19 protein-coding genes, 2 tRNA genes, 2 rRNA genes and 1 riboswitch (1 of these 24 only partly in view) are annotated in these 18337 nt (G+C 31.1%); of the genes, 20 read left to right on the forward strand and 3 right to left on the reverse strand.

All coding sequences use genetic code 11. The features are described from left to right. The 4 genes from ACYQ1T_RS07090 to ACYQ1T_RS07105 all read left to right on the forward strand — a co-directional run. Positions 1-2440 (forward strand): 23S ribosomal RNA (locus ACYQ1T_RS07090) (it extends 466 nt beyond the left edge of the window). A 146-nt stretch (positions 2441-2586) separates the two neighbouring features. Further along, a 5S ribosomal RNA gene (gene rrf / locus ACYQ1T_RS07095) occupies positions 2587-2703 on the forward strand. Positions 2704-2708: 5 nt separating this feature from the next. Then, positions 2709-2784, forward strand: a tRNA-Phe gene (locus ACYQ1T_RS07100). A gap of 5 nt (positions 2785-2789) precedes the next feature. Then, positions 2790-2863, forward strand: a tRNA-Cys gene (locus ACYQ1T_RS07105). Positions 2864-2908: 45 nt separating this feature from the next. On the opposite strand, the gene ACYQ1T_RS07110 is transcribed toward ACYQ1T_RS07105, so the two are convergent. Together ACYQ1T_RS07110 and ACYQ1T_RS07115 are read right to left on the reverse strand one after the other, a co-directional pair. Continuing rightward, a complete protein-coding gene (locus ACYQ1T_RS07110; RefSeq protein WP_459833345.1) occupies positions 2909-3832 on the reverse strand; it encodes a S66 peptidase family protein in 924 nt (307 codons plus the stop codon). 90 nt (positions 3833-3922) lie between these two features. Further along, a complete protein-coding gene (locus ACYQ1T_RS07115) occupies positions 3923-4870 on the reverse strand; it encodes a magnesium transporter CorA family protein (protein ID WP_459833348.1) in 948 nt (315 codons plus the stop codon). A 270-nt stretch (positions 4871-5140) separates the two neighbouring features. Here ACYQ1T_RS07115 and ACYQ1T_RS07120 point away from each other — a divergent pair, with 270 nt between their 5' ends. From ACYQ1T_RS07120 to ACYQ1T_RS07190, 15 genes are all read left to right on the forward strand, one after another. After that, positions 5141-5656 (forward strand): DUF6106 family protein, encoded by a 516-nt coding sequence (locus tag ACYQ1T_RS07120; RefSeq protein ID WP_459833350.1) that lies wholly within the window; start codon positions 5141-5143, stop codon positions 5654-5656. Positions 5657-5782: 126 nt separating this feature from the next. Beyond that, positions 5783-5979, forward strand: a riboswitch (cobalamin riboswitch). A gap of 158 nt (positions 5980-6137) precedes the next feature. Continuing rightward, a complete protein-coding gene (locus tag ACYQ1T_RS07125; RefSeq protein WP_459833353.1) occupies positions 6138-6965 on the forward strand; it encodes a sirohydrochlorin cobaltochelatase in 828 nt (275 codons plus the stop codon). Beyond that, on the forward strand, positions 6965-8263 hold the full coding sequence (locus ACYQ1T_RS07130; protein WP_459833355.1) for a cobyrinic acid a,c-diamide synthase CobB: 1299 nt from the start codon (positions 6965-6967) through the stop codon (positions 8261-8263). Before ACYQ1T_RS07125 ends, ACYQ1T_RS07130 begins: the two co-directional genes overlap by 1 nt. Positions 8264-8265: 2 nt before the next feature. Then, complete coding sequence (locus ACYQ1T_RS07135; protein WP_459833358.1) at positions 8266-8892, forward strand: precorrin-8X methylmutase; 627 nt, start codon at positions 8266-8268, stop codon at positions 8890-8892. Between the two features lie 4 nt (positions 8893-8896). After that, positions 8897-9985, forward strand: a complete 1089-nt coding sequence (gene cbiD / locus ACYQ1T_RS07140) for a cobalt-precorrin-5B (C(1))-methyltransferase CbiD (protein ID WP_459833360.1) — start codon at positions 8897-8899, stop codon at positions 9983-9985. Beyond that, on the forward strand, positions 9985-10593 hold the full coding sequence (gene cbiE / locus ACYQ1T_RS07145; protein ID WP_459833362.1) for a precorrin-6y C5,15-methyltransferase (decarboxylating) subunit CbiE: 609 nt from the start codon (positions 9985-9987) through the stop codon (positions 10591-10593). The genes cbiD and cbiE overlap by 1 nt, the downstream gene beginning before the upstream one ends. A gap of 7 nt (positions 10594-10600) precedes the next feature. Next, positions 10601-11179, forward strand: a complete 579-nt coding sequence (gene cbiT, locus ACYQ1T_RS07150) for a precorrin-6Y C5,15-methyltransferase (decarboxylating) subunit CbiT (protein WP_459833365.1) — start codon at positions 10601-10603, stop codon at positions 11177-11179. A gap of 2 nt (positions 11180-11181) precedes the next feature. Beyond that, positions 11182-11847 carry a cobalt-factor II C(20)-methyltransferase gene (locus tag ACYQ1T_RS07155; protein WP_459833367.1) on the forward strand — a complete coding sequence of 222 codons (666 nt, stop codon included), beginning with the start codon at positions 11182-11184 and terminating at the stop codon, positions 11845-11847. A gap of 7 nt (positions 11848-11854) precedes the next feature. Next, positions 11855-12601: a precorrin-4 C(11)-methyltransferase gene (gene cobM, locus ACYQ1T_RS07160; protein ID WP_459833370.1), complete on the forward strand. Its 747-nt coding sequence runs from the start codon at positions 11855-11857 to the stop codon at positions 12599-12601. A 2-nt stretch (positions 12602-12603) separates the two neighbouring features. Further along, positions 12604-13572: a cobalt-precorrin 5A hydrolase gene (gene cbiG / locus ACYQ1T_RS07165; protein ID WP_459833373.1), complete on the forward strand. Its 969-nt coding sequence runs from the start codon at positions 12604-12606 to the stop codon at positions 13570-13572. 13 nt (positions 13573-13585) lie between these two features. After that, positions 13586-14302, forward strand: a complete 717-nt coding sequence (gene cobJ, locus ACYQ1T_RS07170) for a precorrin-3B C(17)-methyltransferase (RefSeq protein WP_459833375.1) — start codon at positions 13586-13588, stop codon at positions 14300-14302. Next, a complete protein-coding gene (locus ACYQ1T_RS07175) occupies positions 14299-15066 on the forward strand; it encodes a cobalt-precorrin-6A reductase (RefSeq protein WP_459833378.1) in 768 nt (255 codons plus the stop codon). Before cobJ ends, ACYQ1T_RS07175 begins: the two co-directional genes overlap by 4 nt. A gap of 11 nt (positions 15067-15077) precedes the next feature. Continuing rightward, positions 15078-15803, forward strand: a complete 726-nt coding sequence (locus ACYQ1T_RS07180) for an energy-coupling factor ABC transporter permease (protein WP_459833381.1) — start codon at positions 15078-15080, stop codon at positions 15801-15803. Continuing rightward, complete coding sequence (locus tag ACYQ1T_RS07185; RefSeq protein ID WP_459833383.1) at positions 15803-16084, forward strand: energy-coupling factor ABC transporter substrate-binding protein; 282 nt, start codon at positions 15803-15805, stop codon at positions 16082-16084. Before ACYQ1T_RS07180 ends, ACYQ1T_RS07185 begins: the two co-directional genes overlap by 1 nt. Continuing rightward, on the forward strand, positions 16059-16748 hold the full coding sequence (locus ACYQ1T_RS07190) for a CbiQ family ECF transporter T component (protein WP_459833386.1): 690 nt from the start codon (positions 16059-16061) through the stop codon (positions 16746-16748). Before ACYQ1T_RS07185 ends, ACYQ1T_RS07190 begins: the two co-directional genes overlap by 26 nt. A gap of 77 nt (positions 16749-16825) precedes the next feature. Here ACYQ1T_RS07190 and ACYQ1T_RS07195 read toward each other — a convergent pair whose 3' ends face one another. Further along, positions 16826-17977: a zinc-binding metallopeptidase family protein gene (locus ACYQ1T_RS07195; protein WP_459833388.1), complete on the reverse strand. Its 1152-nt coding sequence runs from the start codon at positions 17975-17977 to the stop codon at positions 16826-16828. A 145-nt stretch (positions 17978-18122) separates the two neighbouring features. Here ACYQ1T_RS07195 and ACYQ1T_RS07200 point away from each other — a divergent pair, with 145 nt between their 5' ends. Next, the gene (locus ACYQ1T_RS07200) at positions 18123-18335 is read left to right on the forward strand and encodes a sigma factor G inhibitor Gin (RefSeq protein WP_459833391.1); all 213 of its coding nucleotides are present in this window, start codon (positions 18123-18125) and stop codon (positions 18333-18335) included. The last annotated feature ends 2 nt before the right edge of the window (positions 18336-18337 follow it).

Raw genomic sequence — 18337 nt, forward strand, 5'->3', positions numbered from 1 at the left:
TACTACCTGATGACCGATAGTGAAGCAGTACCGTGAGGGAAAGGTGAAAAGAACCCCGGGAGGGGAGTGAAATAGAACCTGAAACCGTGTGCCTACAACCGGTCAAAGCCCCATATGAGGGTGATGACGTGCTTTTTGTAGAACGAGCCAACGAGTTACGGTATGTAGCAAGGTTAAGTACTTAAGGTACGGAGCCGAAGGGAAACCGAGTCTTAATAGGGCGACTAGTTGCATGCCGTAGACCCGAAACCGGGTGACCTATCCATGGCCAGGTTGAAGCGGGGGTAAAACCCCGTGGAGGACCGAACCACGTTGCTGTTGAAAAAGCATGGGATGAGCTGTGGATAGCGGAGAAATTCCAATCGAACTCGGAGATAGCTGGTTCTCCTCGAAATAGCTTTAGGGCTAGCGTCGGATATGAGTAATGGAGGTAGAGCACTGAATGGGCTAGGGGGCATATCGCTTACCGAACCTTATCAAACTCCGAATGCCATATACTATGAGTCCGGCAGTCAGACTACGAATGATAAGATCCGTGGTCAAAAGGGAAAAAGCCCAGATCGTCAGCTAAGGTCCCAAAGTGTAAGTTAAGTGGAAAAGGATGTGGGATTTCTAAGACAACTAGGATGTTGGCTTAGAAGCAGCCACTCATTGAAAGAGTGCGTAATAGCTCACTAGTCGAGAGATCCTGCGCCGAAAATGTCCGGGGCTCAAACTTACCACCGAAGCTACGGGCTGAAGTTTACTTCAGCGGTAGAGGAGCGTCGTAATCGGGCTGAAGTCGTACCGTAAGGAGCGGTGGACTGATTACGAGTGAGAATGTTGGCATTAGTAGCGAGATGTAAGTGAGAATCTTACAGGCCGAAAACCTAAGGTTTCCTGGGGAAGGCTCGTCCGCCCAGGGTTAGTCGGGACCTAAGCCGAGGCCGAAAGGCGTAGGTGATGGACAATCGGTTGATATTCCGATACCACTATTATCGTTATTATCGATGGTGTGACGGAGAAGGATAGGATGTGCTAGCGATTGGAAATGCTAGTCTAAGCGTTTAGGAAGTTAAGGTAGGCAAATCCGCTTTAACAATTCTGAGGCGTGATGGGGAAGGTCCAAGTGACCGAAGTATCTGATTCCATGCTTCCAAGAAAAGCATCTAGAGAGAGAAATAGTGCCCGTACCGCAAACCGACACAGGTAGGTGAGGAGAGAATCCTAAGGCCATCGGAAGAATTGCAGTTAAGGAACTAGGCAAATTGACCCCGTAAGTTCGCGAGAAGGGGTGCCTACGAGAGTAGGCCGCAGAGAATAGGCCCAAGCAACTGTTTAGCAAAAACACAGGTCTCTGCTAAAGCGTAAGCTGATGTATAGGGGCTGACGCCTGCCCGGTGCTGGAAGGTTAAGGGGAACACTTAGCGCAAGCGAAGGTGTGAACTTAAGCCCCAGTAAACGGCGGCCGTAACTATAACGGTCCTAAGGTAGCGAAATTCCTTGTCAGGTAAGTTCTGACCCGCACGAATGGCGTAATGACTTGGGCACTGTCTCAACTGCAAATCCGGCGAAGTTGTAGTGCGAGTGAAGATGCTCGCTACCCGCGATTGGACGGAAAGACCCCGTAGAGCTTTACTGTAGCTTAGCATTGAATTCCGATATTGTCTGTACAGGATAGGTGGGAGACTGAGAAACTAGGGCGTCAGCCTTGGTGGAGTCAACCTTGGGATACCACCCTGACAGTATTGGGGTTCTAACCGGACGCCATGAATCTGGTGACGGGACATTGTTAGGTGGGCAGTTTGACTGGGGCGGTCGCCTCCTAAAAAGTAACGGAGGCGCCCAAAGGTTCCCTCAGAACGGTCGGAAATCGTTCGAAGAGTGCAAAGGCAGAAGGGAGCCTGACTGCGACACCCACAAGTGGAGCAGGGACGAAAGTCGGGCTTAGTGATCCGGTGGTACCTCGTGGGAGGGCCATCGCTCAACGGATAAAAGCTACCTCGGGGATAACAGGCTGATCTCCCCCAAGAGTCCACATCGACGGGGAGGTTTGGCACCTCGATGTCGGCTCGTCGCATCCTGGGGCTGTAGTAGGTCCCAAGGGTTGGGCTGTTCGCCCATTAAAGCGGCACGCGAGCTGGGTTCAGAACGTCGTGAGACAGTTCGGTCCCTATCCGTCGCGGGCGTAGGAAATTTGAGAGGAGCTGTCCTTAGTACGAGAGGACCGGGATGGACTGACCTCTGGTGCACCAGTTGTTCTGCCAAGAGCATAGCTGGGTAGCTAAGTCGGGAAGGGATAAACGCTGAAAGCATCTAAGCGTGAAGCCCCCCTCAAGATGAGATTTCCCATAGCATAAGCTAGTAAGACCCCTTGAAGAACACAAGGTTGATAGGTCAGAGGTGTAAGTGTGGTAACATATTTAGCTGACTGATACTAATAGGTCGAGGGCTTGACCAATAAAAAAGAAGAAAACTCAGCATAGCTGAGTAAATTCGAGAAATAAAATCAAAGAATTTTGGCTCTCATTCATGTGCAATTTTCAGAGAACAAACTCTGAAAATTAAAAAGAAGAAACTAAATCAAAGATTTAGGATCTCAATCCATCTAGTGATGATGGCGTAGAGGAAACACTCCTTCCCATTCCGAACAGGACAGTTAAGCTCTACAGCGTCGATGGTACTGCACGGGTGACTGTGTGGGAGAGTAGAACGTCGCTAGGTCATGTGGCTCGATAGCTCAGTCGGTAGAGCAGAGGACTGAAAATCCTCGTGTCCCTGGTTCGATTCCTGGTCGAGCCACCAGGTATGGCGCTATAGCCAAGTGGTAAGGCAGAGGTCTGCAAAACCTTTATCCCCGGTTCAAATCCGGGTGGCGCCTCCAAAAAAACCTACAAGAATTATTCTTGTAGGTTTTTTGTTATATAAATTAATATTTAAATATATTTTCACAAATTGATAAAGTATCATTGTTACTAGAAAATTTAAACTTAGAACCTATAGGGAATGTTATATTAGGATAAGCATGTCCGGCAGGAAATCCATAGATAATAGGAATATTTAAAGGTGATAAGAGTTCATTAAATATTTCTTCAACTTTAAAGCTTCTTGGATTATTCGAAGAACAATCAGTAAAATAACCTAATATAATTCCATTGCAGTATTTTAGTTTACCACTGCTAATTAATTGAGAAAGTAATCTATCCACAGAGTATGGACTTTCATCCACTTCTTCAATAAATAATATTGAATTTCGACAATCTATTTCATATGGTGTTCCAATACTTGAGCAAATAATTGAAAGGTTACCCCCTATAAGTCTCCCTCTGAAATCCCTTTTATTATGAATAGTGTAATTTTCACCACAAATTTCTCTTAAATTATATGAAAATTTATTATTGTTACTTAATGAATCAAAGAAGTATTTATTAGTAATATTATCTTTAAAATTAGAATTAATCATAGGACCGTGAAAGGTAGGAATGTTACATTTTTTATTAAGGTAATTTAAAAGTAAAGTTATATCACTATAACCACAAAAAGGTTTTGGATGTTTTTTTATTGCTTTTAAATCTAGATAAGGAATCATTCTAATGGCTCCATAGCCACCTCTAAAACAGACAATAGCATCTACTTCATCATCTAGGAACATAGCTGTTAAATCTTCAGCACGATTTTTATCATTTCCAGCAAGATAGCCATATATGTCGTATATATGTTTTCCTTTTTTTACTTTAAATTCAAGTTCCTCAAACTCACATATTTTTTTATTTATGAAGAGTTCATCATCACAAGAAGCCGGAGAAACTATTCCTATTGTAGATTGTTTATTTATTGGGTTTACTTTTAACAAAGGAATTCACCTACTTAAAATTATTCTTATTTATAAATATATTAAAAAAAATATAGGTTAGTACAAATATACTAACCTATAAAGAATATACTAGCTAAACATATCGTGTTTGTATAAGAAAAATGCTGCACCTAATGTTAATATTATTGTTATTACCATAGTTATTTCAAAACCATATTCATGAGTTAATAAAGGCATTTTAATAAAGTTCATACCAAATATCCCACCAATTACAGTTGGAATAGCCATTAGTATAGTAACAGATGCAAGAACTTTCATTACTATATTAAGATTGTTTGATATAACAGATGCAAAAAAGTCCATTGTACTGGCAAGAATATTACTATATATTTCTGTCATTTCAATTGCTTGTTTGTTTTCAATTATTACATCTTCTAAGACATCTTTATCATCTTCATATTTTTGCATTATTTCAAGCTTAAGCATTTTTTCTAAAGTTATTTCATTTGCTTTAAGTGATGTAGAAAAATAAACTAAAGATTTTTCTAACGAATGTAGTTGAATAAGCTCTCTATTTTTCATTGATTTATGAAGTCTTTTTTCTATCATTAAACTTTTTTTATCTATTTGTCTAAGGTACAGTAAATAGAAAGATGAAATTTTATTTAATATTTGTAGTATAAATCTAGATTTCTTAAATGAGTAAAAAGATTTAACTTTTCCATTTATAAAATCAGTTAATATTCTACTATTTTTTAAACAAACAGTTATAAGTTGCTTTTCAGTATGAATTATAGCAAGTGGATATGTATCATAGGTAAGAGAGTTATCCTCCATTTCGGTAAAAGGAATATCCACTACAACTAAAACACAATTATCTTCTATATCAATACGGGATGTTTCTTCATCATCTAAAGGTGCTTTTAAAAAAGGTAGTGGAACACCGGTCTTTTTAGAAATTAAAATTAGTTCTTCATCAGATGGGGCCACTATATTAATCCAGCAACCTGGTTCTAAATTATCTAGTACTTTTAATGAAGGATTTTGTTCGCTCATGCTTTTGTAAATTTGAATCAAAAAATACACCTCCTATTAGTTACAGAAACAATTATACTATTAAATAGGATTTTATGACATTAAATTTAAAAAATACTTATATAAAATTTTAATATTGAAGATAAACAAAGATAACATTAGAAAAAGTATATATTTATGATTAGTTTTCATTAAACAAACTTTAAGATTGAAATATCATCGTTAATGAATGAATTTTAAAGTGGCTAAAACCAGTAATTATTAGTATAATCACAATATTGTTTATTAAATACAATACGGGGGATTTTTAAAATGATGCATAGGGAAATTATTGCTAAGAGAAAGGTGCCGGTAATAGTAATAACACTTACTGTACTTACTATATTTTTATATATATCTGAAGCAATAGAAAGATCTAATCTTAATAGACATATTTTAGGTCGTATATTTAATTGGACATTGGTAGTATTAACATTAGCTCTTATATTTAGAGAAATTAGAAGTTGCAGACAATCCTATAAGCATGCAATAATAGCAGACAAGCTTATAATAAATAGAATAACTTCTAGAGAGGAAAAGAACTTAGAGAGTATAAAAATATCAGACATATTATACATAGGAAAAAGAGTGGATATTCCTAAAAAATATGCAGCGATAAGAAGATGCAAAAGTTATTTATGTAATAGAATAGGTGATGATGTTTATTATTGCATATATAATAACGATAATAAAGTGAAGAAAATAAAGTTTCAACCTAGTGATTTATTTATAAAACGTATAATTAAACACGGAAGATTAGCTTGTAATATGAATAATAAAATTAATTAATATAAAAATAGGTTTTTATTATAAAGACCTATTTTTTTATTTTTTAGTAAATAGAGTTTTGTGATGTAAAATCATTCATAAATAGTAAGTGTTGCAAGGAATACTTTATTAAGATATAATTAAAAGAAAATATTGAAAATTTTAGGTGCTTTAGAGTTATATAGTTCTAAAGTTAAAAGGGAAAGTGGTGTAAGTCCACTACAGCCCCCGCTACTGTAAAAACAGACAATTCTCTATAATATCCACTGGCATATAATTTGTTGGGAAGGAGGAGATGCGGTAGAAGTTTAAGTCAGGAGACCTGCCTAAAGTTGATGCTATCCTTCGGAGGGAAGATAAGTAGCAAGGGCAAGTTATATATAGTTTTAAAACTGGAATATTATTATATTACAGATTATTAATCTTGCTTTTTGTTAGAAATTTAGCGTCTCTTAAGGAGGCGCTTTTATTTTTTTAATTAAAAATTATTAGGAGAAGATAAATGGAAAAGGTTATATTAGTTGTCAGTTTTGGTACTAGCTATTTAAATACATTAGAAATGTGTATAGAAAAAGCAGAAAATCAAATTAGAAGAGCTTTTAAGGATTATAAGGTTATTAGAGCTTTCACATCACATAAAATAATAAAAAAATTAAAAGAAAAGCATGAAATAAATACTGATACACCGGAAGAAGCTTTAGAAAAGTTATATAAAGATGGTATTGAGGAAGTAATAATACAACCACTTCATCTTATTCCAGGAGAGGAATTTAATTATATAAGGAATGTACAAAGAACATTTGCAGATAAGTTTAAATCTTTAAAATTAGGAAGACCAATATTTTATTATCAAGGGATAGAGGAATTGCCACAAGATTATTCATTATTTATAAATTCGGTAAAGGGTTTACTTAAATTAGATGAGGGAATAATTATGATAGGACATGGAACGGCTAATCCGTCAAATGCAGTTTATGGTTGTTTACAAATGGTACTAGAGGATATGGGCTATGAAAATGTTTTTGTTGGAACAGTTGAAGGCTATCCTAATTTTGAAACTGTATTAAAAAGAGTTAAGAGAAAAAATATAAATAGTGTTATGTTAGTTCCTCTTATGTTAGTAGCAGGAGATCATGCTATAAATGATATGGCATCAGATGATGAGGATTCTTGGAAAACAATGTTAGAAAAAGAGGGTATAAAAGTTAGAGTTCATTTACATGGACTTGGTGAAATAGACTCATTTAACAATTTATATATAGATAGAATTAATGATTTAATAGAAGATAGATATTTAGGCATTGGAGAAACTAAGAAGGGGAATAGATAATGAAAACATTAATAATTTCATCAAATTGTAGTGGTGGTGGAAAAACCACAGTTACTTTAGGATTAATGAAGGCTTTAAAAAATAGAGGGTATGATATTCAGGGGTATAAAAGTGGGCCAGATTATATAGATACAGGTTTTCATAGTGAGATAACAGGTAAAGCATCTAGAAATTTAGATTTACATTTAATGGGGGAAAATGGAGTTAAAGCGAGTTTTTCTAGAGGAGATGGGGATTTAGCAATTATTGAAGGGGCTATGGGCTTATATGATGGAATGGGGATAACAGAAGAAGGGTCAACTTATAGCTTATCTAAAGTTTTAAATAATGCACCAATACTATTGGTGATAACTCCTAAAGCACAGAGTGTAACATTATGTGCAGAAATTAATGGAATTAAGAATTTTAAAAATGCCAACATAGTAGGTGTTGTATTAAATTGTATTTCTGAAAGTTATTATAAGTTATTAAAAGTAGCAATCGAGTTAAATTGTAACTTAAAAGTTTTTGGATATATTCCTAAAAATGAAGAGATGAAATTATCAAGTAGACATCTTGGCTTAGTGCAAAGTGTTGAGGTAGATAACCTTATTAATAAAATAGAAATTTGTGCAAATGAAATAGAAGATAATATAGATTTAGATACGTTAATTGATGAATTTAAAGATATAGATAAATATGAGGATAAATTTCACTTAGATAATTTAGGTATTAGAATCGGTGTTGCATATGATGAGGCTTTTAGATTTTACTATAAAGAAAATTTAGAGTTGTTAGAAGAAGTTGGTGAGGTTATTTATTTTAGTCCATTGAGGGATAAAAAGTTACCAGATAATATTGATTTTATTTATTTAGGTGGAGGCTATCCAGAAGTATTTAAAGAAGAGCTTAGTAATAATAAAACAATGTTAAAAAGTATAAAAGATGCTTTAAATAGTGGTATTAATTGCTATGGTGAGTGTGGTGGATTAATGTATTTAACAGAAAAAATAGATGAAGTTCCTATGGTAGGTTTCTTTAATGGAAAAAGCTATATGACTAAAAGGTTAAATAGATTTGGTTATGCTAAAGTGAATTTTGATGGTGTAGAGATTAATTGTCATGAGTTTCATAAATCTTTAACTGACTCAAATGAAAAAACAGTATATGATGTTGAAAAAAATTCGTATACTGGGGAAAAAATATTATGGAACTGTGGATATAAAAAGAATAATACATTAGCAGGATATCCACATATTCATTTCTTTGGGAATATTGAATTCTTAAAGTATATATTAAAAAATAGTAAGGAGAGTTAATTATGGGATATATTAAAAATCCTATGGATATAGAAAATACTAGCTTTGAAATTATAGGAAAAGAAATGGGAAACCATAATTTTAATGAAGATGAACTTAAAATAATAAAAAGGGTAATTCATACAACAGCGGATTTTGAGTATAAAGAATTAGTTGAGATAAGCTCTGATGCAATAGAGACTGCTAAAAACATATTAAAATCTAATCCGGTTATATATACAGATACTAATATGGCTTTATCAGGTATAAATAAAAAAGCATTAGAAAAATTACATGGAAAAGCTATATGTTATGTGAATTTAGAAGAGGTTCATAAGGAAGCTAAAGAAAAATCAATAACAAGATCAATGGCAGCAGTAGAAAAAGCTTGTGATGATAATGTAGATATTTTTGTTTTTGGAAATGCACCTACAGCTTTATTTAAACTTAAGGAATTAATAAGTGAAGGAAAAGCAAACCCAAGACTTATAATAGCTGTTCCAGTTGGTTTTGTAGGCGCAAGTGAAAGTAAAGAAAATTTAGAGGATCTAAAAATACCTTATATAAGAGTTAGAGGTAGAAAGGGTGGAAGTACTGTAGCAGCAGCTATTGTAAATGCATTAATGTATATGGTTGCTGAAAGGACGTGAATAAATGCTAGATCTTTATATAGAAAGTGATGGTAAAAGGTTAAGATGTGGATATACAACTGGATCTTGTGCAGCAGCGGCTGCAAAGGCTGCAACTTTTATGTTATTTAATGATGAAATACTAGAGAGTATTAATATAAAAACCCCAAAGGGAATTAGTTTAAATATTGATATAGATTCTATAAAAAAAGAAGAAAATTCTGTAACTGTATCTGTTATTAAAGATGGTGGAGATGATATTGATATTACTAATGGAATAAAAATTTATGCAAAAGTAGAAAATTATAATGAAGATTTTTGTATTACTGGAGGAGAAGGCATAGGAATAGTAACCAAGGATGGATTGTTTGTAAAAAAAGGAGAATATGCCATTAATGATATTCCAAGAAAAATGATAAAAGAAGAAGTATACTCTGTTAAACCTAAAAATAAGGGAGTTAGAGTAACAATTTTTTCTCCAATGGGGAAAGAAATAGCAGTTAAAACATTTAATCCAAGACTTGGAATAGAAAATGGTATATCAATACTAGGAACTACAGGGATTGTTAAACCAATGTCTGAAGAGGCTCTTAAGGATTCAATAAAAATAGAAATTAATCAAAAAGCTATAAATAAAAAAAGACTTGTATTAGCAATAGGAAATATAGGAGAAAAATGTGCTTTAGAAAATGGATTTAATAAAGATGAAATAGTCATAGTATCTAACTTTATAGGTTTTTCATTAGAATGTTGTTCCTTAGCTAAAGTGAAAGACATTGTTCTTGTTGGACATATAGGAAAAATAAGTAAGGTTGCATATGGATGCTTTAATACACATAGTAGAGTTGCTGATGTAAGGCTTGAAGTAATAGCATTAGAATTAGCACTATTAGGTCATAAAAAGGAACTAATAGAAGATGTGTTAAAAGAAAAAACAAGTGAAGGAGCTGTTAAACTGCTTGGAGATGGCTATGAAAGCTTATATAAGAATATAGGTGAAAAAATAAATAATAGAATGACGATATATTCCTATGGAGAAATTAAATGCAATACAATAATGTACTGTGGTTTTTCAGATTATAAAATACTATACAATTCTTTGGAGGATAAATAATGGTTTATATAGTTGGTGTAGGCCCAGGAAGCTTTGAATATATAATACCCGAAGCTATAAGAATTTTAAGTGAAAGTAATATTATACTAGGATTTTCTAGAGTAATAGATTCATTGGACAAAATTAATACTAAAAAGGTTAAAGTGTCATCACTAAAGGAGTTAGTAGATAAAGTTAACGAGTTAAAGGAAGATGAAAATATATCTATAGTTGCATCAGGAGATCCAACATTTTACGGAATAACAAATTTTATAAAAAATAATTATAATGGTAATTTAAAAGTGATACCGGGTATAAGCTCTTTTCAATATTTAACATGTAAGATTGGAGTTTGTTGGAATAATTCATATGTAGGAAGTTTACATGGAAGAGATGATGACTTTATAAACAAAGTTAATGAAAATAAATTATCTATTTGGCTAACTGATAAAAGGAATAATCCTCAAAATCTTTGTAAAATTTTATTGAAAGAATCTATAAATTGTAAAGTAGTAGTTGGAGAAAATTTATCTTATGAGAATGAGAGGATTTTAATAGGAAAGCCAGATGAAATAGTGAATGAAGTTTTTAGTGATTTATCAATATTTATAGTAGAAAGAGAGGATTAAAACTTTAATGATTTTAATTAAGGATAATGAGTTTATAAGAGGAAATTGTCCAATGACTAAAGAGGATATAAGAGCTTTAAGTCTTTTAAAAATGGAACTAAAGGAAGATTCAATAGTACTTGATGTTGGATCGGGTACAGGGACAATAACTGTACAAGCTTCTAAAGTTGTAACAAATGGAAAAGTATATGCAATAGAAAGAGATGAAGAAGCTTATGAAGTAACAGTTAAAAATATAGAAAAATTTAATTGTAAAAATATAAATTTATTTAAAGGTGATGCATCTGAGGTATTAAATGAACTTATAGAAAAGAAAATTAAGTTTGATTCTATATTTATTGGAGGTAGTGGAGGAAATATAGAAGATATAATTGAAAAGTGTAATGAGCTTCTTAATATAAATGGAACAATAGTAATGAACTTTATTACATTAGATAATGCATATAAGGCAATGGAATATATTAAAGGTATTGGATACATAGTTGATGTATCTTTAGTTCAAATAAGTAAAAATAGAGGGAAGAGCTATATGATGATAGCTAATAACCCAATTTATATAGTGAAAAGTGTAAGAGGAGAAAGTTAAATATGGCAACTTTATATGGAATAGGTGTAGGACCTGGAGATAGTGAATTACTTACTGTAAAAGGGGTAAGAATAATAGAGAAATGTAGTGTTATAGTTGCACCAAGTGCTATGGCAGGTGGAACTAGCATAGCTTTAGAAACCGCAAAAGAGTATATAAGAGAAGGTACAGAAGTTATAGTTAAGCATTTCCCAATGGGAACAAGTGATAAAAATATAAAAGTAAAAGAAGCTTATGACGTAATTGAGGAAAAACTAAAAGAGGGAAAGGATGTAGCATTTTTAACTATTGGAGATCCTTATGTATATAGTACTTATATTCATTTATTAACTCATATGGAGGAAAGGGGTTTTGAAGTTAAAACAATACCTGGAATAACTTCATTTTGTGCAGCAGCAAGTATAGTTGATAGAACTTTAGTTGTAGGGGATAACCCACTTATGATTTTACCAGCTACAAGAGTAGATGATATTAAAGATGAAAAGTATGTTGTAATTATGAAAGTTTATAAACATGAAGAAAATGTTGTGAATGTATTAGAAAAAAAAGGTTTTGATTATATATATGTAAGTAGAGCAGGTAGAGAAGGACAAACTATTTTAAAAGATAAAGAGGCAATAATAAATTCTAGAGATTATATGTCTTTAATTTTAGCAAGTAGGGAGTAGGTTGAAAATGGTTTATTTTATAGGTGCAGGACCAGGTGATGTTGACTTAATAACTATAAAGGGAAGAGATATTTTAACTAAAGCAGATATAGTAATTTATGCAGGTTCATTAGTTGCTAAGGAACATTTAACCTTTTGCAAAAAAGATGTTATTAGCTATAATTCAGCAAGTATGAACTTAGATGAAGTAATAGAAGTGATAAAGAAAAATGAAAATAAAATAATAGTTAGACTTCATACAGGAGATCCATCAATATATGGAGCTATTAAGGAACAAATGGATGAACTTGATAGGTTAAATATAGATTATAAAGTAATTCCAGGTGTTAGCTCATTTACAGCAGCAGCAGCAGCTATAAATAAAGAATTTACACTTCCATCAGTAACTCAAACAGTAATATTAACAAGAGTAGAAGGACGAACTCCGGTGCCAGAAACAGAAAATTTAGAGGTTTTAGCTAAAATAGGAGCATCGATGGCTATATTTCTATCAATATCAATGATAGATAAGGTAGTAGAGAAATTAAAAAAAGGTTATGGAAGGAATGTTCCAATAGCAGTTGTAGAAAGAGCAACCTGGGAAGATGAAAGAGTAATAACTGGAACATTAGATGATATTTCTGAAAAGGTTAAAAAAGCTGGAATTAAAAAATGTGCTCAAATATTAGTAGGAGATTTTATAGATTGTAGTTATGAAAAAAGCCTTTTATACGATAAGTCATTTACTCATATGTATAGAAAAGGAATAGAGTAATTATGATAGGTATAATCAGTGTTACTGAAAAAGGAAATATTTTAGCTGAAAAAATACAATGTGAACTTGGAGGGGATTTGTATTTAAAGTCTAAAGATAAAAAATTTTCATTAGATAATATAACATCTATTTGTTTTGAAAAATATAAATATGTAATATTTATAAGTTCAACTGGTATAGCAGTAAGAGCTATAGCTAAATATTTAAAAGGAAAGGATAAAGATCCTGGAGTTGTAGTAGTTGATGTTTGTAATAATTTTTCAATAAGTTTAGTTTCAGGTCACCTTGGAGGTGCAAATGAATTAGCAAGAAAGGTTTCAACAGTACTAAATAATACTGTAGTAATTACAACTGCAACAGATAATTTAAATAAAGAAGCACCAGATATTATAGCAATTAATAATAATCTTTTAATAGAAGATTTAAAGTTTGCAAAGGATATTGCCAGTAGACTGGTAAATGATGAAGAGGTTTATTTTAAAGATGATATAAATAAAATTAATCTTCCTAATGGATATATTGCAACAGATAAATTAAGAGAAAATACTTTATGGATTACTAATAAGCTAGAAGAACAGGCTAAGGTTTTAAAGCTTATAAGAAGAAATGTAATTTTAGGTATTGGATGCAGGAAAAATACTGAAGGGGAGAAATTGAAGAAGTTTATTTTTGATACATTGAAGGAAAATAATATAAGTGAAAAAGCTATAAGATATATAGCTTCAATAGATGTAAAAAAAGATGAAGAAGCTATTTTAAGTTTGACTAAAGAAGTAAAATGTGAATTTAAGGTTTTTAGTAAAGAAGAAATTTTAAAAATTGAAGATAAATATGAAGGTAGTAGCTTTGTAAAAAAACAAGTTGGTGTTAAATGTGTTTGTGAACCTGTAATAGAACTTTTAGGTGGAAATTTAATAGTAAAAAAAATTAAAAATAATGGAATGACACTAGCTATTGGTGAATTAGTTTAAAGGAGAATATAAAATGGGGAAATTATACGTAATAGGAATTGGGCCTGGTGGGTTAGAGCATATTACTACAAAGGCATTAAAGGCTATTGAAAAAAGCAATATTATTGTTGGATATACAAAATATATATCAATGGTCAAACCTCTTATAGAAGGAAAAGAAATTTTTTCAACAGGTATGAGAGGAGAAGAGGAAAGATGCAAGGAAGCTTTAAGGCTTTCAAAGGAAAATGATGTTGCATTAATAAGTACTGGAGATTCAGGGATATATGGAATGGCTGGTTTAATATTAGAGATGCAAAAAGATGAAGAGATTGAGATAATACCTGGAATAACAGCTTCAAGTGCAGCAGGATCATTAATAGGCGCACCGTTAATGCATGATAACTGCAATATTAGTTTAAGTGATTTAATGACTCCATACGAAGATATAAAAAAGAGAGTTAAGTTAGCAGCAGAAGGAGATTTTGTTATTTCTCTTTATAACCCAAGAAGTAAGGGAAGGCCTAATTACTTAAAAGAATGTATAGAAATTATAAAAGAATATAGAGAGTTAAAAACTCCAGTTAGTGTAGTTAGAAATGCATTAAGAGATGATGAAAGCTTTAAATTTTTTACCCTAGAGAATTTTGATGAAAATGTTGTAGACATGTTTTCTATAGTTATTATTGGAAACTCTAAAAGTTTCATTAAAAATAATAAGTTTATTACTCCAAGAGGATATTCTTTATGATAGGTTTTGTTTTAGGAACATCAGAAGGCAAAGAGATTTTATCACTTTTAAATAAACATACAAGTGATGTTATTATTTCAACAGCAACAGCTTATGGGGGAGAACTATTAAGTAAATATAAATTTAAATATATAAATACTAAGCCACTTAATTATGATGAATTTAAGGAATTAGTTAAAAGATTTAATCTTAAATCATTAGTTGATGCTTCGCATCCATATGCGAAAGAAGTGAGTAAGACATTAATCAAAGTTTGCGATGAAATGAATATTGATTATATACGTTATGAAAGAAAAAGTTATTTTGATGAGATACCAAAAGAAAACGTAATTGAAATTCAAGAATATTATCAATTAAAAGAAGCTCTATCTAATATAAAGGGAAATGTTTTAAATACCACAGGAAGTAATAATGTAGAAACTATAGTCAAGTTAGGTTTGAAAAATAGAGTTATACATAGAATACTTCCAAATCCAAATGTATTACAAAAGGTAATAAATAGTGGTGTTGATATAGAAGATATTATAGCTATAAAGGGTCCATTTGGATATGAACTAAATAATGGGATAATTAAGGAATACAATATTAAGGCCTTAATTACTAAAGAAAGTGGATTAGAGGGGGGGATAAAAGAGAAAATAGATTCTGCACAAAAGAATAATGTAAAAGTCATTATTATAAAACGTCCTAAAATAACATATGGACAAGTTTTTGATAATGTAAATACACTGGTTAGATTTTTAATTAAAAAATACTATATTTAGGGGGAGAAAAAATGAAAAGGTTAGGATTTATATTATTTACTTTAATGCTTTCGTTTAGCATACCATTTAATGCTTATGCAATGCATATTGCTGAAGGGTATTTATCTTTAAATTGGTGTGTATTCTATTTTGTTTTAGCAGCGCCATTTATATTTTTAAGTGTTAAGGAGCTAAGAAAAAATATAAAGAGAAATAGTGATATAAAAATGCTATTAGCATTAATGGCAGCATATGTTTTTATGATGTCTGCATTAAAGCTTCCATCAGTTACAGGAAGTTCATCACATCCAACAGGAACAGGTCTTGGGGCAATAGTTTTTGGACCAATAGCTATGGTTATAATTTCAGTAGTTGTACTGTTATTTCAAGCATTATTACTAGCACATGGTGGTTTAACTACACTAGGAGCAAATGTAGTGTCAATGGGGATTATAGGGCCATTTATAGCCTATGGAGTATATAGATTATTAAAGAAGAAAAATCAATCAATTGCAGTATTTTCAGCTTGTGCATTAGGAAATTTATTTACCTATGTTGTTACTTCAATACAACTAGGTCTAGCATTTCCATCACCAGAGGGTGGACCATTAGCATCTATGATTAAGTTTGCAGGGGTATTTGCTATAACACAAGTACCATTAGCTATTGTAGAAGGTATAGTTTCTGTTATTATATATGATTTTATTAAGAAACATTGTTCAAAAGAAGTATTAGAATTAGAGGAGGCACTAATGTAATGAAAAGGAAAAATTTAATTTTAATTATTATTTGTATTTTATTAGTTGCAGTGCCATTTGTAGTTAGTAAAAATGGAGCTTTTGAAGGGGCAGATGCTCAGGCAGAAGAGTTAATAACTGAAATAAATAGTGAATATGAACCATGGGCAGAAAGTTTATGGGAGCCACCATCAGGGGAAGTAGAAAGCTTTCTTTTCTCAATGCAGGCAGCTTTAGGAGCTGGATTCATAGGATACTTTATAGGAAAGAAAAAAAGTGATAAGAGAAATAAATCTATATAGTTTAAATAGTAAATATAGAGAAATTCATCCGCTAGAAAAAATATTTTTAGTAATAGTATCATTAGTTAGTTGTAGTTATACAAAAAATATTTATTTTATATGCTTCAATATACTATTAATCATAGTATTAAATTTATTAGCAAAAAATCCACTTAAAATAGTAAGTAAATTTTTAGCTATTATAAGTTTATTTTCACTATTCACAGCTATAACACTATTAATTGATAGATATACTATAAATTATATACTAATTTTAATTTTAAGAGGTATTAATGGAGGAGTATCTATAGGTTTCTTAGCGTTAACAACTCCAATAAATCATATTGTATATATATTAAGTAAATGGGAGTATACAAAAGATATTGGTGATATTATTAAATCTATGGAAAGATTTATTATTATTTTAGAGGATGATTTTTCAATAACATTAAAAGCAATAAAATCAAGAGCTGGATTTAATGGATTTAAAGGAAGCGTAATAGATTTTGGTAAGCTTTGTGGTGTTTCATTTAAAAATTTAATTAATAGATGGAAAGAAATTGATCTAGCATTGAAAAATAGGTGTTATATAGGACGTCATAATTATAGTTATAATTTTAATAAAAATAATAAAATTATAATTGGAATTATAATTTATACTACTATAACAATAATATTAATTTAAAGAGGCTATCGCATTAAAGGATATAGATATACTATATAGTATATTAAAATTTCTTTGTGCGGAAGCCTCTTTAAATTTTACTTCTTAAAAAATTCTTCTTTTACTTCTGATAATAAGTTTGAGTTTAAGATTATATCATATCCTGTAAAAGCCAAAGATAATGCAGCTTTAATACATTGATCCATAGCAAAATCGGAAATAGTAGCACTAGCAAATTCCTTTGTACCATACTTAATGTTAGGATTATCTACTATAGATATATAAGGGTGAATGCAAGGTAATTTCTTACTTACTACACCAAGACTTAAGCCTGAATATACATCTCTAGGTCCATTAATATTTATAATTCCATTTTCTTTAAGGTTATGACTAAATAACCTATTTAGCGTTCTATTAGTTAATAGCTCTTCATTTTCAGGCTCATAAAGAGATATAGAGTATTGGACTCTAATTAGCTTTGATACATATATAGCAATTTCTCTAAGTTTACTCTCAGCTAATCTTGCAAGATCCATATCTTTAGCTCTAATGTAGAATTTAGCTTCTGATTCTAAAGGCATTAATAATGGGGTAAATCCACCTTGTGATAGTATAGAATTTATTTCTATATCTTCAGGGAAGCCTTTAAGTAATGAATTTAGGATATTAAATGTTAATAAGATACCATCTAATGATGTATAACTACCTTTATTTAAAAAGCTTAGTCCACTATTACCAATAAACTTTATATTTAAAGGAATAATTGCTGAAGAACTACCACTTTCAGATGTAATAATATCAGGATGTGCAAGCAAAACAACATCTATGTCGTCAAAGACTCCTTGTTTAACCATAACAGATTTAGTTCCACCTAAATATTCACCAGGACAACCTATTATAATAACTGTACCACCACATTTTTCAATTATTTTACCAAGTGATAAAGCTGCTGCAATTGATGTAGATGTAAGTAGGTTGTGTCCAGTTAAGTGACCTTCGCCAGGAACAGCATCATATTCACATAAAAAACATACTTTAGGATGGCCATTTCCCTTAGAAGCATAAAAGGAAGTTTTTAAATCTAAATAATTTGTTTCAATATTAAAATCATATTTTTTTAAAAAGTTAGTAATATACTCACAACTCTTATGTTCATTATAACTGTCTTCAGGATTATCAAATAAATACTTATTTAATTTACATATATCTTCTTTACAAGTAGATAAATAAGAAATCATATCTTGTTTCATAGAACTTATTCCTCCCAAATTATCTTTTTCTTTAATTTTCCCTTAAAGTGAAAAAAATATTTATAAATTTTATTGTTTTAAAAAAGAATAAAATTTGTTTTATTAGTTCAGAATTAAAATAGTAAATTATGAAAGGGTGGGGGAAATGAATATAAAACCTAAAGAAATTTATAAATATGATAATAAAAATCAATGTATTATTTGTAGAAAAGAAAAAGATAATGGTATAATTATAGCTAAAAGACTATTATGCCAAAGCTGTTATAACAAAATAGCTAATTGTAGTATAGAAGATGCTAATTATAAATTTTACGTGGACAAGATAAAAGAAAATTTAATTAGTAAATTTAACATATAGAT

It is taken from the genome of Clostridium carnis, assembly GCF_054657435.1.

Bases quoted from the DNA above. Each gene is read 5' to 3' on its own strand.
- ACYQ1T_RS07125 (WP_459833353.1), top strand. From the start codon at position 6,138: ATGGAAAAGGTTATATTAGTTGTCAGTTTTGGTACTAGCTATTTAAAT.
- cbiE (WP_459833362.1), top strand. From the start codon at position 9,985: ATGGTTTATATAGTTGGTGTAGGCCCAGGAAGCTTTGAATATATAATA.
- cbiD (WP_459833360.1), top strand. From the start codon at position 8,897: ATGCTAGATCTTTATATAGAAAGTGATGGTAAAAGGTTAAGATGTGGA.
- ACYQ1T_RS07195 (WP_459833388.1), bottom strand. From the start codon at position 17,977: ATGAAACAAGATATGATTTCTTATTTATCTACTTGTAAAGAAGATATA.
- ACYQ1T_RS07185 (WP_459833383.1), top strand. From the start codon at position 15,803: ATGAAAAGGAAAAATTTAATTTTAATTATTATTTGTATTTTATTAGTT.
- ACYQ1T_RS07130 (WP_459833355.1), top strand. From the start codon at position 6,965: ATGAAAACATTAATAATTTCATCAAATTGTAGTGGTGGTGGAAAAACC.
- ACYQ1T_RS07175 (WP_459833378.1), top strand. From the start codon at position 14,299: ATGATAGGTTTTGTTTTAGGAACATCAGAAGGCAAAGAGATTTTATCA.
- ACYQ1T_RS07155 (WP_459833367.1), top strand. From the start codon at position 11,182: ATGGCAACTTTATATGGAATAGGTGTAGGACCTGGAGATAGTGAATTA.
- cbiT (WP_459833365.1), top strand. From the start codon at position 10,601: ATGATTTTAATTAAGGATAATGAGTTTATAAGAGGAAATTGTCCAATG.
- ACYQ1T_RS07135 (WP_459833358.1), top strand. From the start codon at position 8,266: ATGGGATATATTAAAAATCCTATGGATATAGAAAATACTAGCTTTGAA.
- ACYQ1T_RS07200 (WP_459833391.1), top strand. From the start codon at position 18,123: ATGAATATAAAACCTAAAGAAATTTATAAATATGATAATAAAAATCAA.
- ACYQ1T_RS07120 (WP_459833350.1), top strand. From the start codon at position 5,141: ATGATGCATAGGGAAATTATTGCTAAGAGAAAGGTGCCGGTAATAGTA.
- ACYQ1T_RS07180 (WP_459833381.1), top strand. From the start codon at position 15,078: ATGAAAAGGTTAGGATTTATATTATTTACTTTAATGCTTTCGTTTAGC.
- cobM (WP_459833370.1), top strand. From the start codon at position 11,855: ATGGTTTATTTTATAGGTGCAGGACCAGGTGATGTTGACTTAATAACT.
- cbiG (WP_459833373.1), top strand. From the start codon at position 12,604: ATGATAGGTATAATCAGTGTTACTGAAAAAGGAAATATTTTAGCTGAA.
- cobJ (WP_459833375.1), top strand. From the start codon at position 13,586: ATGGGGAAATTATACGTAATAGGAATTGGGCCTGGTGGGTTAGAGCAT.